9 protein-coding genes are annotated in these 12,459 nt (G+C 65.1%); 6 read left to right on the top strand and 3 right to left on the bottom strand.

Annotated elements, in window-relative coordinates; all coding sequences use genetic code 11:
* Positions 1 to 13: 13 nt before the first annotated feature.
* The gene (locus tag K2W61_RS03480; protein WP_175131174.1) at positions 14 to 1,135 is read left to right on the top strand and encodes a CaiB/BaiF CoA transferase family protein; all 1,122 of its coding nucleotides are present in this window, start codon (positions 14 to 16) and stop codon (positions 1,133 to 1,135) included.
* Between the two features lie 82 nt (positions 1,136 to 1,217).
* Here the strand turns inward: K2W61_RS03480 and ggt are convergent, their stop codons facing one another.
* Positions 1,218 to 2,975: a gamma-glutamyltransferase gene (gene ggt / locus K2W61_RS03485; protein WP_175131173.1), complete on the bottom strand. Its 1,758-nt coding sequence runs from the start codon at positions 2,973 to 2,975 to the stop codon at positions 1,218 to 1,220.
* Positions 2,976 to 3,098: 123 nt separating this feature from the next.
* On the opposite strand from ggt, the gene K2W61_RS03490 reads away from it, so the two are divergent.
* On the top strand, positions 3,099 to 3,992 hold the full coding sequence (locus K2W61_RS03490) for a LysR family transcriptional regulator (protein WP_236755055.1): 894 nt from the start codon (positions 3,099 to 3,101) through the stop codon (positions 3,990 to 3,992).
* A 117-nt stretch (positions 3,993 to 4,109) separates the two neighbouring features.
* Here K2W61_RS03490 and K2W61_RS03495 read toward each other — a convergent pair whose 3' ends face one another.
* The gene (locus tag K2W61_RS03495; protein WP_175131171.1) at positions 4,110 to 5,087 is read right to left on the bottom strand and encodes a tripartite tricarboxylate transporter substrate binding protein BugE; all 978 of its coding nucleotides are present in this window, start codon (positions 5,085 to 5,087) and stop codon (positions 4,110 to 4,112) included.
* A 247-nt stretch (positions 5,088 to 5,334) separates the two neighbouring features.
* Between K2W61_RS03495 and K2W61_RS03500 the strand changes: the two genes are divergently transcribed.
* Positions 5,335 to 6,234, top strand: a complete 900-nt coding sequence (locus tag K2W61_RS03500; RefSeq protein ID WP_236755056.1) for an AEC family transporter — start codon at positions 5,335 to 5,337, stop codon at positions 6,232 to 6,234.
* An 89-nt stretch (positions 6,235 to 6,323) separates the two neighbouring features.
* On the opposite strand, the gene fumC is transcribed toward K2W61_RS03500, so the two are convergent.
* Positions 6,324 to 7,715 (bottom strand): class II fumarate hydratase, encoded by a 1,392-nt coding sequence (gene fumC / locus K2W61_RS03505; protein ID WP_175131170.1) that lies wholly within the window; start codon positions 7,713 to 7,715, stop codon positions 6,324 to 6,326.
* Positions 7,716 to 7,886: 171 nt separating this feature from the next.
* On the opposite strand from fumC, the gene tsaE reads away from it, so the two are divergent.
* The 3 genes from tsaE to K2W61_RS03520 all read left to right on the top strand — a co-directional run bounded on the left by tsaE (position 7,887) and on the right by K2W61_RS03520 (position 12,443).
* Complete coding sequence (gene tsaE, locus K2W61_RS03510; protein ID WP_175131169.1) at positions 7,887 to 8,426, top strand: tRNA (adenosine(37)-N6)-threonylcarbamoyltransferase complex ATPase subunit type 1 TsaE; 540 nt, start codon at positions 7,887 to 7,889, stop codon at positions 8,424 to 8,426.
* Positions 8,354 to 9,733, top strand: coding sequence for an N-acetylmuramoyl-L-alanine amidase (locus K2W61_RS03515; protein ID WP_175131168.1), 1,380 nt, complete (start codon positions 8,354 to 8,356; stop codon positions 9,731 to 9,733). The genes tsaE and K2W61_RS03515 overlap by 73 nt, the downstream gene beginning before the upstream one ends.
* 271 nt (positions 9,734 to 10,004) lie before the next feature.
* Positions 10,005 to 12,443 carry a TonB-dependent receptor domain-containing protein gene (locus K2W61_RS03520; protein ID WP_236755057.1) on the top strand — a complete coding sequence of 813 codons (2,439 nt, stop codon included), beginning with the start codon at positions 10,005 to 10,007 and terminating at the stop codon, positions 12,441 to 12,443.
* The last annotated feature ends 16 nt before the right edge of the window (positions 12,444 to 12,459 follow it).

The raw sequence follows: 12,459 nt of genomic DNA on the forward strand, positions 1-12,459 counted from the left end.
CCCCTGAGGCGCCATGGCACCCAAGCTACCGAACGCCGGCGCCCTCGCCGGCAGCAAAGTGATCGACCTGTCGCGCGTGCTGGGGGGGCCGTATTGCACCCAGATACTGGCCGACCATGGCGCCGATGTGCTCAAGATCGAGCCGCCCGGCGGCGACGAAACGCGCGGCTGGGGCCCGCCGTTCCTGGGCGACACGGCCTCGTACTTCGTCGGCGTCAACCGCAACAAGCGCGGCATGACGCTGGATCTGTCGCAAGCGGCGGGCCAGGACCTGCTGCGCCACCTGCTGGCCGACGCCGACGTACTGGTCGAGAACTTCAAGCCGGGTACGCTGGAGAAATGGGGGCTGGGCTACGACACGCTGAGCCAGCGCTTTCCGGCGCTGATCCATTGCCGCGTCAGCGGCTTCGGCGCCGATGGCCCGCTGGGCGGGCTGCCCGGCTACGACGCCTGCGCCCAGGCCATGTGCGGACTGATGAGCGTGAACGGCGAGGCCGATGGCGAGGCCACGCGCGTCGGCCTGCCGGTGGTGGACATGGTGACCGGCCTGAACGCGGCGGTGGCCATCCTGCTGGCCTTGAACGAGCGCGGGCGCAGCGGGCTGGGCCAGTTCCTCGACATCACGCTGTACGACTGCGCGCTGTCGCTGCTGCATCCGCATGCGCCAAACTACTTCTACAGCGGCAACACGCCACGCCGCAGCGGCAATGCGCACCCCAACATCGCCCCCTACGAGACCCTGCCGACCGCCAGCGGGCCGATATTCCTGGCGGTCGGCAACAACCGTCAGTTCGCGCTGTTGGCGCAGGTGCTGGACGCACCGGCGCTGGCCGCTGACCCGCGCTATGCCGCCAATGCCGATCGGCTGGCGCACCGGCAGGCGCTGCGCGACGATCTGGCGGCGTTGCTGGCGCGGCACGATGCGGTGGCGCTGGCGGACCGCCTGCTGCGCGCCGGCGTGCCCGCGGCAGCGGTGCAGACGGTGGACCAGGCGCTCGCGCACCCGCACACCCGGCATCGCGGCATGGTGCTGGAACAGGGCGACTATCGCGGCGTCGGCTCGCCGATCAAGCTGTCGCGCACGCCAGCCACGTTGCGCAGCCTGCCGCCGGACCTGGAACCGACCGGGCCGTAGCGGCGCGGCCGGACGCGCTCGCGCCCGGCGCCGGGCCCGTGGCAGCACCGGCGCATACGGGCGCCGGGCGGCATGCCCCCCCCTAGCCGCCCAGCGCCAGCCCTTCGCGGCGGGGGTCGGCCCCGCCCTGCAGGCCGTCGCGGTCGATCACGATGCCATGGATGCCGCTGGGGAAATCGGTGATCTTCACGGGATGCCCCATGCGTTCGAGCGCCGGCGCCAGCGCCTCCAGCGCGGTGCCCCGCTCCAGTTCAGTCTCCTTGTTGCGGCTGCCCATGTTGGGCAAGGCCGCCGCGGCCTGGATGTCGAGCTTCCAGTCCAATACCGCCATGATGGTCTTGGCGACGTAGTTGATGATGGCGCTGCCGCCCGGCGAACCCACCAGCAGATAGGGCTTGCCGTCGCGCAGCACGATCATCGGCGCCATGGCGCTGCGCGGACGCTTGCCCGGCTCGACGCGGTTGGCCACCAGCCGGCCTTCGGGATCCCGGAACGACGACGAGAAATCCGTCATTTCGTTGTTCAGCAGGAAGCCGCGCACGAAGATCTTGCTGCCGAACTCGTTCTCGATGGTGGTGGTCATCGACAGCGCATTGCCGTCGGCGTCCACCGCCACCAGGTGGCTGGTGGAGGGCCGTTCCAGGGCGTTGTCGCGCCCCGGCGCCAGCAGCTTGCCCTCGGGGTCGCCGGGCAGCGCGACTTTCATGCTGCGGTCGGGACGGATCAGCGCGCCGCGCGCCCGCAGATAGGCCGGATCCAGCATGGCGCGCACCGGGACATGCACGAAATCCGGATCGGCCACATAGAAATCCCGGTCGGCGAACGCCAGCCGGCCGGCCTCGGCGAAGTAGTGCACCGCCTCCACGCTGCCGGGCGCGTAGCTGCCCATGGGGTATTGCTCCAGCTCGCCCAGCATCTCCAGCACCGCGATCGGACCGCTGCTGGGCGGACCCATGCCGCACAATTCATAACCGCGATAGGCGCCGCAGACCGGCTCGCGCTGGCGCGGCCGGTAGCCGGCCAGATCGGCCAGCGTCAGGTCGCCCGGCTTGGGGTGGGCATGCACCGCCGCGACGATGTCGCGCGCGATGTCGCCCTGGTAGAAGGCGTCCGCGCCGCCTTGCGCCACCGCCCGCAAAGTGGCCGCGAAGGCCGGGTTCTTCAGCACATGGCCGATCGGCCAGGCGCTGCCGTCGGGCGCATAGAAATAGGCCGCGGCCGCCGGCTGGCGCGGCAGCGCCCGGTTGCCCGCCAGCAGCTTGTGCAGGCGCGGCGACACGGCAAAGCCCTGTTCGGCCAGGCGGATCGCCGGCTGAAACAGGTCGGCCCATGGCAGCTTGCCCTGGCGCTTATGCGCCAGCTCCAGGCCGCGCAACAGGCCGGGCACACCCACCGCCATGCCATTGTTGACCGCCTGCGCAAAGGGCAGCGGCTTGCCGTCGGCGTCCAGGAACCGGTCCGGCCGCGCCGCGGCGGGCGCCGTCTCGCGGCTGTCGTAGGTCACGATGCGGTGGTCCTTGGCTGAATACACCACCATGAAGGCGCCGCCGCCGATGCCGGAGGATTGCGGCTCCACCAGGTTCAACACGAGCTGCGTGGCAATGGCGGCATCCACCACGCTGCCGCCCCGGCGCAGCATTTCCTCGCCGGCCGCGGTCGCCAGCGGATTGGCCGCGACCATCATGAAATGCGGCGCGCGCACCAGCGCCCGCGCCTGGCTGCCGGTGGCGGCTTCGGGATTCAGGTCCTCGGTGGCCGCCGGCGAACGAGCCCAGGCGGGTGCGGCCGCGGCCAGCGTGGCGGCGGACAAGAGGGCGGCGGCGGCACGGCACACGCGCATGACGGACTCCATGGTGGCGCCGGCAGGCCGGCATGGATGCCATGATAGACAAGGCCGCCGCCGCTGTCGCGCGCGCCGCGATGCGCCGTAGAATGCGGGTTTGCGCCAACCCCCGCCCGCCTCATGCGCCTGCGCCATATCGAGATCTTCGAAGCCATCCGCCGTACTGGTTCCCTGACCCAGGCCGCGGCGGCGCTGCACATCACCCAGCCTGCGGCCAGCAAGCTGCTGGCCAGCGCCGAGGCGCAACTGGGCTTCAAACTGTTCGAACGCATCAAGGGGCGGCTGGTCGCCACGCGCGAGGCCGATATCCTGACACCCGAGGTGGCGCGCCTGAACCAGGATCTGGACAGCGTGCGCCGCCTGGCCGCCAGCCTGCGCGACCGCCCCCATGCCCACTTGCGGCTGGGCTGCGCGCCGGCGCTCGGCCTGGGCCTGCTGCCCGGCGTGGTGCGCGACAGCCGCGCCGCCCAACCCGGCATCACCTTCGATATCCATACGTATCACAGCGCCGAACTGGTGCGCGGCATGCTGACTCGCGAGCTGGACCTGGCCGTGACCTTCGATACCCACGACACGCCCGGGCTGACGCGGATCGAACTGGGCCATACCGAACTGGTGCACCTGGGGCGCGGCGGCGGCGACGGCGGTCCGCTGGCGCTGGCCGACATCGCCGGCGACACCCTGATCCTGCTGGACGCCAGCGACGCGGCGGGCGCGTTGCTGCAAATGGCGCTGGATGCGCAGGGTCTGGATCCGCGCGCAGCGGTGCGGGTGCAGACTCACTATGTGGCCTGCGCGCTGGCCCAGGCGGGCGCGGGCGATGCCATCGTCGACGCCATCACGGCCCAGGCCATGCGGCGTCCGGACATGCGGCTGCGGCGCCTGACGCCGGTGCTGCAGGTGCCGATCAGCGTGCTGGCTCGCAGCCAGGATCCCCTGACGGCCCTGCAACGCGACCTGATCGAGCGCCTGCGCGCGGCCTGCGCCGCCAGCCAGGCCGCGCTGGAACCCTGACCCACCATGTAAAAAACCCTCGAATGCTGGGACCAGGTCCAGCGTTCGAGGGTCTGCGCGCAAGGCGCGCCACGCGAGGCGGCGGACGGGCGCGCGCCCGTGCCGCCTGCGATGTCGTCAGTCCAGCTTGATGTTCTGCTTTTTCACGACGTCTTTCGCCCAGTCGAATTGCTCCTTGATCTCCTTGGCGAATTCCTCCGGCGTGTTGCCCGACGGCGCCGAGCCCTGGTCATCCAGCGCCTTGATGACCTTCGGGTCTTTCAGGGCCACGACCGCCGCGTCACGCAGCTTGTTGACGACGTCCATGGGGGTGCCCTTGGGCGCCAGCAGGCCATACCAGACCGGCTGGTTCAGGACCGGGAAGCCGGCTTCCTTGAAGGTCGGCACGCCCTTGATGGCAGGAATTTCCTGCGGCCACGCGATCGCCATGGCGTTCAGCTTGCCCGCCTTGATCTGCGGCATCGAGGACGGCAGGTTGTCGAAAAGGATTTCGATCTGGCCGCCGACGGCGTCGGCCACGGCCGGGCCCGAGCCCTTGTACGGCACGTGCACGATGTCGGTGCCGGTGGCCATCTTGAACGATTCGCCCATCAGGTGCAGCACGCCGCAAGTGCCCGAGCTGCCATAGGAATACTTGCCGGGGTTCTTCTTCAGTTCTTCGACGAAGCCCTTGAAATCCTTGGCCGGGAACTTCGGATTCACGGCGACCACGTTGGCGGTGTTGGCGAAGTTAGTGACCGGCTGGAAGTCCTTGATCGGATCGTAGGGCAGGTCGTTGGGGCGGCACGCCGGGTTGACGGCCATGGTCGAGACCGTGGCGATCGACAGGGTGTAGCCGTCCGGCTCGGCGCGCGCGGCTTCGGCCGCGCCGATGGCGCCACCGGCGCCGCCCTTGTTCTCGACCACCATGGGCTGGCCCAGTTCCTGGCTCATGCGCTGCGTCACCAGGCGCGCGATGATGTCGGTCGAACCGCCCGGCGCGAACGGCACGATGACGCGGATCGGCTTGTTGGGATAGGCGTCGGCGGCGTGAGCGGCACCGACCGTACCGGCGGCCAGCGCGATGGCGACAGCCAGGGAGCGAACTTTAATCATTGGTGTGTTTCCTCCAAATGTGCGTGCCCGAGTGTGAACGGACCGTCTTGTGGCGCCCCCGTCTGTGAACGGGTGAGCAGTTAGCGTCGGCGGGGCATCGCTTGGAATGCAGGGCAGAAAACCGTGCTTTTTATCGAGTTGCTTGTGGCACACGCGCCCGCCAGAATGACGGAGAATAGCAGCAAACGCTTACCGTCGCATAGCGCGCCGATCTCCGGCGGGCGCTCACGAAAAAACGCAAATTCCCATGTCGGTTGCACTGCTGGTTTTCCCTGATTTCATGCTGGTCGCGCTCGGGTGGGCGCTCCGCCACAAATTGAATTTTTCGCGCGAATTCTTTGCCGGCACCGAGCGCCTGGTCTACTTCGTGCTGTTCCCCGCCCTGCTATTTCAGGCCATCCTGCGCACACCGATCAGCGCAGGCAACGCCGCAATACTGTTGCAGGCAACCGCGGCGGTGATCGTCTCTGGCGTGGCCCTGTCGTGGCTGGCGGGTCCGGTGCTGAAACCCTCGTCGCTGGGCCTGGCCTCGTCGGCGCAATGCGGTTACCGGTTCAACACCTATATCGGACTGGCCCTCTCCGCCAGCCTGGGCGGCACGCAAGGGCAAACGGTAATGGCGCTGATCATCGGCTTCGCCGTGCCGATGGCCAACGTGGCCGCGGTGTACGGGCTGGCGCGCCATAACGGCGGCAATCTGCTGCGCGAGCTGGCGCGCAATCCCCTGGTGATATCGACGCTGGCGGGGCTGGCCTGCAATCTGGCGGGACTGCACCTGCCCGGGCCGGTGGACACGGTGCTGGCGCGGCTGGGCGCGGCCGCGATCGCGCTGGGGATTCTGTGCGTGGGGGCCAGCCTGGCATGGGAAGGCGGCAAGGGCTACGGCCGCTTGATCGCGTGGATGCTGGCGGTGAAGCTGGTGGCGCTGCCGCTGGTGGCGCTGGCCGTGGCCAGAGTGCTGGGGCTGGCGCCGCTGGAGGGGCGGATGCTGTTGCTGTTCGCGGCCTTGCCCACGGCTTCGGCGGCCTACGTGCTGGCAATGCGGATGGGTGGGGACGGGCGGATGGTGGCGGTGCTCATTTCCCTGGGCACGCTGTTTTCGGCGCTGACGATTCCGGGGTGGCTGCTGCTGACGGGGAATGCCTGAACGCCTGACGCCAGGATCAACAGGACGGTACAACGCGCATCAAAAAAGCCGCCCCTTGCGGGGCGGCTTGCGCTCGATGGCGTCAGGGCTTACTTGCCGGCGTTCGTCATGCTCGACGGCACGACCCATTCGGCGAATTGGGCTTCGGTGACGTAGCCCAGGGCCAGCGCCGATTCCTTCAGCGACAGGCCTTCCTTGTGCGCCTTCTTGGCGATCTGGGCGGCCTTGTCGTAGCCAATGTGGGGGTTCAGCGCGGTGACCAGCATCAACGAGCGGTCGACCAGTTCGGCGATGCGCTCGCGGTTGGGCTGGATGCCGGCGGCGCAATGCTGGTTGAAGCTCGCCATGCCATCGGTCAACAGGCGCACCGACTGCAGGAAATTGTGGATCACCAGGGGCTTGTAGACGTTCAGCTCGAAGTTGCCGCTGGCGCCGCCGATGTTGATGGCGACATCGTTGCCCAGGACCTGGGCCGCCAGCATGGTGATGGCTTCGCACTGGGTCGGGTTGACCTTGCCCGGCATGATGGAGCTGCCGGGTTCGTTTTCGGGGATGCTGATTTCACCCAGGCCGGAACGCGGGCCGCTGGACAGCCAGCGCACGTCGTTGGCGATCTTCATGAGGCCGGCGGCGAGCGACTTGAGCGCGCCGTGGGCGAACAACAGGCCTTCGTGCGAGGCCAGCGCCTGGAACTTGTTGGGCGCGGACACGAACGCGGTTTCGGTGGCGTGGGCCAGTTCGGCCGAGACCTTGGCGCTGAATTGCGGATGGGCGTTCAATCCGGTGCCGACGGCGGTGCCGCCGATGGCCAACTGGTGCAGGCCCGGCAGCGTGGCACGGATCTGCTGCTCGGCCAGGTCGAGCTGGGCGACGTAGCCCGACAATTCCTGGCCCAGGGTCAGCGGGGTGGCGTCCTGCAGGTGGGTGCGGCCGATCTTGACGATGTCGTAGAACTCGGCGCTCTTGGCGGCGAAGGTGGCACGCAGGGCCTTCAGGGCCGGCAGCAGGCGGTGTTCGACTTCGACCGCGGCCGCCACGTGCATGGCCGTGGGGAAGGTGTCGTTGGACGACTGGCCGCGGTTGACGTGGTCGTTGGGGTGGACCTTGCGTTCCTCGCCGCGCACGCCACCCAGCAATTCGGAGGCGCGGTTGGCCAGCACCTCGTTCATGTTCATGTTGCTCTGGGTACCGGAGCCGGTCTGCCACACGGACAGCGGGAATTCGTTGGGCCACTTGCCGGCGATGACCTCATCGGCGGCGCGGACGATGCCATCGGCGATCGTGGGGTCGAGCTCCCCAAGTTCGGCATTGACCTTGGCGGCCGCGCGCTTCAGGCGCGCCATCGCGATGACCAGCGGCTCGGGCATCTTCTCGGTGGAGATCGAGAAAAAATGCAGCGAGCGCTGCGTCTGCGCGCCCCAGAGGTGATCCTCGGGGACTTCGATGGGGCCAAAAGTGTCTTTTTCGATGCGGGTCTTCATGGCGCTTACTGCTCCGTGGCGGCGTCCGTCGCGGCCGGCGGGACTCCGCCTGGCCGGACCATTTGAGAATAGCAATCACTTATAAGATTAGCAGAAACCCGAATTCCTATAATCGCGTTCAATCGGTATTTCCCATCCTGACCTTTTACCACTCGCCCCGCGACCCGCGCCATGTCCGTTCCCCTACGCAGCCTGACCCTGCACCTGCCCGATGAAGCCGCCACGGAAGCGTTGGCGCGGCAGCTCGCCCCGCTTGTCTCTGGCCGCGAAACCGGGCTGGCAGGCGCATGTATCCATCTCCAAGGCGACCTGGGGGCAGGAAAAACGGCCTTCTCCAGGGCATTGTTGCGGGAATGCGGCATCACAGGCCGAATCAAGAGTCCGAGCTACGCGCTGCTTGAATCCTATAAAGTTTCTAACTTATACTTCTATCACCTTGATTTTTATAGATTTAGTGATTCGCGCGAATGGTTGGACGCAGGATTCCGGGATTTACTGCGTGAAGATGCGGTCGTTTTGATCGAATGGCCGGAGCGGGCTGAGGGCCTTTTGCCCCCTCCCGACCTGCAGATTTCCCTGGCGTATGCCGGCCAGGGACGCGACGCCACCCTGACCGCGTACACCGCCCGAGGACAAACATGGTTGAACGCGATTGTCCCCCCGCCCGTAACGGCGCCCTCCCCGCAGCCGGCGCCACCCGACGCCGCCTGATCAGCGTCGCCGCCACCCTGCTCGTCCTGCCGGTGGTGCCCCGGCTGGCGCAGGCCGCCACCATCCTCGCGGTGCGCACCTGGCCCGCCGACGAATACACCCGCGTCACGCTGGAACTGGACAGCGAGCTCAAGGCCGAACACTTCACCCTGGAAAATCCGCATCGCCTGGTGGTCGATATCGAGGGACTGACCCTGAGCGCTGCCCTGAACGACCTGGTCTCCAAGGTCCGGCCCGGCGATCCCTACATCCAGAGCCTGCGGGTGGCGCAGAACCGTCCCAACGTGGTGCGGCTGGTGTTCGACCTGAAACAGGCGGTGGCGCCGCAGGTGTTCACCCTCAAGCCGGTAGCCGATTACCAATACCGCCTGGTGCTGGACCTGTACCCCAAGGTCGCCCAGGACCCCCTGGTGGCGATTCTCAACAAAACCGGACCCGACGCCGACGATCCGCTGGCGCGCATCCTCGAAGACATCCAGCGCAACCCCGCCACGCGCGCCGATCCACCGGAACCGCCACGGGTGAAGGGCCAGCAGCCGGCCGCGCCGCTGCCGATACCCAAGTCGCCCCCGGCCACCGCCAGCCGCGGCAAGCAGCGCATGCTGACCATCGCGCTCGACCCCGGCCACGGCGGCGAGGACCCAGGCGCCATCGGCCGCAGCGGCCTGCGCGAAAAAGACGTGGTGCTGCGCATCGCGCGGCGCCTGAAAGCGCTGATCGACGCCCAGCCCTACATGCGCGCCTACCTGACACGCGACGACGACTTCTTCGTGCCGCTGCATGTGCGCGTGCAGAAGGCGCGCCGGGTGCATGCCGACCTATTCGTGTCGATCCATGCCGACGCCTGGATCAAGCCCACGGCCAACGGTTCCTCAGTGTTCGCGCTGTCGCAGCGCGGCGCCTCCAGCGCCCAGGCGCGCTGGATGGCCGACAAGGAAAACGCGGCCGACCTGATCGGCGGCGTCAATCTGGGCAGCCACGACCGCCAGGTCGCCAAGGTGCTGCTGGACCTGTCCACCACCGCGCAGATCAACGACTCGCTCAAGCTCGGCAGCGCCTTCCTGGACGAAATCAAGAAGATCAACCGGCTGCACAAGAACAGCGTCGAACAGGCCGGCTTCGCCGTGCTGAAAGCGCCTGACATTCCGTCGGTGCTGGTGGAAACGGCCTTCATCAGCAACCCGCAGGAAGAGGCCCTGCTCAAGAGTTCGGCGCACCAGGAGAAGCTGGCGCAGGCCATGATGACCGGCATCCAGCGCTACTTCACCGCCAATCCGCCGCTGGCGCGGCTGGGCAACATCAGCTGACCGCCCGCCGGTCGCAATCAGGGCCATGCGCGCGCGCATGGCCCTTTTCTTTTGGGGCGCCCCCATGCGCTCATTCACACGTCCCGGGTTACCCGATCTTATATAAAGGCGAGTGCAAGACTTGCCTCTGGATTTTCAGACTGATCCCCACAACGCTTCGCAGTCAGCCTGGGTAAATTAGCAGCCATCCTTTTGGAAAGATTTATGGCCGCCGCCACCCCGCCCCGCATTCCAGCGCCATCCTGTATTTATCATGCAGGGATCCTGGAAAATGAAATGCACGAAAATATCGCTGGCAGCCGCCCTCTTGTTATCCACAACCTCGTATGGCCAGAGCGCGCCAAGCGAGGCCGTGCCTGACGAGGCCAGGAAGGGCGCCCATAATGGGGTGAAGATTTTCTCGCCGATCACCGTCACCACGACCATCAAGCCGGAAGACGTGACCACCCAGTCCATTTCTGCTGACGAGCTGAAAAAGATAGGCGGGAATGATTTTGGCACCATCATGCGCTATCAACCCCTGATCAGCGCATCAGGCGTAAATAGCGGTTCTCGCAACGGCAAATCCAGCTTTGACCGTGGCGGTTACAGCAGTTATAACATTCGCGGCCTGGATGGCAACCGCGTGGCCTTGGATGTCAACGGGATCCCCTTGCCGGACGCCACCGGCCGCAGTTACGCAGTCACGACCGGCGAAGACACTTTTGGCATCGGCCGCGATTACATCGACCCCTATCTGTACGGCCAGGTGAACATTACGTCAGGCTCGGCGCGGCAAAGTACGGTCAAGAACGTGGTGGGCGGCTCGGTGTCATTTATCAGCAAATCGCCGGACGCGTATCTCACCGACACTGAAAGCAGCTATTTTGATTACACCGGCGAGTTCGACTCGGCCGACCATGCCTGGCACAACGGCGTGACCTCGGCGTTCGGCAACGATAGCGCCAGGGTTCTGTTCGCCTACAGCCGGCGCGATGGCCGGCAGACGCAAAACAACAGCGATTATCTGGCTGCCTACCCGATGCGCTGGCATTCCGACGCCGCGCTGATCAATGGCGTGGTCGACATCGACAACAGCAACCGCATCATGGGCACACTGGATTTCTATCACAAATCCAGCGCGGAAAGCGCGCCCATGTACAAAAAGCTGAATAGCCTCGCCGCCCACGAAAGCATTGTTGGCTCGGCCAGGCAGAAGAACGCCACGCAACGCCATTCAGTCAGCCTGGCCCATGTGTTTACGCCAAAAAACAACTGGCTGATAGACACGATGGAAAACAGGGCCTTCTACCAGCAGACGCGCGTCAGCGACAATACCTTTACACAGCAAGATATCGCCACTTCCTTCATGTCGTGGTTTACCGGACAAGAGACGGAAAGCCCATTGGAGAATGTGTCGACCTTCTCCGATTTGAACACCAAGACTTTTGGCTTCCAGAGCGAAATCACCAAGGAATATGGCGTCCAGACACTGAATTACGGCGTGAATTTCTCGGCGGTACAGTTTTCGCGGCCCTTCAGGCAAGTTGGCGACGAATATCCAACCTTGCAGCCACAGGGCAACAACAGAACTTACGATACGAATGTGTGGCTGGGTGACACCGTCACCATCGGCGCCTTTTCCGTAATGCCGGGGCTGAAATATTCATGGCACAGAATCAAACCGCAAGGCTTTGACGCGCCCGCCGACGACAAGGCACTGGGCGGGTTGACTCTGGAAGAAATCAATCAGATACACAGCAAGACGTTCACGGACGGCAAGTTGTTGCCTTCGTTGACCGTCATGTATGCGCTCAACCCCCAGTTCAATACCTATCTGCAATACAAACGCGGCGTTTCCTACCCCACCAGCAGTCAAATAGCGGGAATCTGGCTGCACCCCAAGGTTGGACGCGCATCGCCAGCCATGGTTGGCAATTCCGACTTGAAGTCCGAAACCAGCAATCAGTTTGAATTGGGGGTGGTTGGCCAGGCCACGAGTGGAATCACCGTGCGCGGCAATGTGTTCTACAACAGCTACGATAATTTCATCTACAACCGCAAATACGCCTTGCGGGATTACCGAACAGGCTTGCCGAAACCCGGCGTTGAGAACCTGCTTGCCAAGCTTCCAGCCTCGATTTCCAGCCTCACCATCGCGGAAAATCGCGACAAGGCGTATATCTACGGCGCCGAATTGATAACCCGGATCAACTATGGCGCCCTGTTCAGGAACGCCAGAGGGCTGAGCAGCACTTTTGCCGTAGGGTACAACCAAGGCAAATCGAAATCATCGTATTCGGGCGATGGCTGGGTGGACCTGGACAGTGTCCTACCGGTTAAAGCCATTGCCTCATTGGCCTGGGACGACCCTCAAAACCGTTATGGTGCGAGCATCACCGCCACCTTCGTCAAGGGGAAGCAGGCGGTCGATCCCGTCCGGCAGAATTTCTCCAACAATTGCAGTCTTACATTTGAGGAATATGCCGAGAAATACGAAAAGGACTACAAGCGCATTCCTGGCTATAGCATTTTCGATCTGACGGCTTATTACAACGTGAAGAAACACCTGACACTGGCGATGGGCATTTACAACCTCACCAATCGCAAGTATTGGAATTACGCCAGCAATAGGAAAATGCCGATGACCTCGGATCAGGATCTGCGTGATATCGCTCTTGGCGTGGCGCCTGGCAGGACTTACCAGCTAAGCGTCACGGCAATCTTCTGATTTCGTCCTTGCTCCC

Source organism: Achromobacter pulmonis, from assembly GCF_021733725.1.
In the GTDB taxonomy this organism is placed as follows: Bacteria; Pseudomonadota; Gammaproteobacteria; order Burkholderiales; family Burkholderiaceae_B; genus Achromobacter; species Achromobacter pulmonis.

What these genes read in the sequence shown, in the direction of transcription:
- K2W61_RS03480 (WP_175131174.1), top strand. Translation starts at nt 14, where the DNA reads ATGGCACCCAAGCTACCGAACGCCGGCGCCCTCGCCGGCAGCAAAGTG.
- ggt (WP_175131173.1), bottom strand. Translation starts at nt 2,975, where the DNA reads ATGCGCGTGTGCCGTGCCGCCGCCGCCCTCTTGTCCGCCGCCACGCTG.
- K2W61_RS03490 (WP_236755055.1), top strand. Translation starts at nt 3,099, where the DNA reads ATGCGCCTGCGCCATATCGAGATCTTCGAAGCCATCCGCCGTACTGGT.
- K2W61_RS03495 (WP_175131171.1), bottom strand. Translation starts at nt 5,087, where the DNA reads ATGATTAAAGTTCGCTCCCTGGCTGTCGCCATCGCGCTGGCCGCCGGT.
- K2W61_RS03500 (WP_236755056.1), top strand. Translation starts at nt 5,335, where the DNA reads ATGTCGGTTGCACTGCTGGTTTTCCCTGATTTCATGCTGGTCGCGCTC.
- fumC (WP_175131170.1), bottom strand. Translation starts at nt 7,715, where the DNA reads ATGAAGACCCGCATCGAAAAAGACACTTTTGGCCCCATCGAAGTCCCC.
- tsaE (WP_175131169.1), top strand. Translation starts at nt 7,887, where the DNA reads ATGTCCGTTCCCCTACGCAGCCTGACCCTGCACCTGCCCGATGAAGCC.
- K2W61_RS03515 (WP_175131168.1), top strand. Translation starts at nt 8,354, where the DNA reads ATGGTTGAACGCGATTGTCCCCCCGCCCGTAACGGCGCCCTCCCCGCA.
- K2W61_RS03520 (WP_236755057.1), top strand. Translation starts at nt 10,005, where the DNA reads ATGAAATGCACGAAAATATCGCTGGCAGCCGCCCTCTTGTTATCCACA.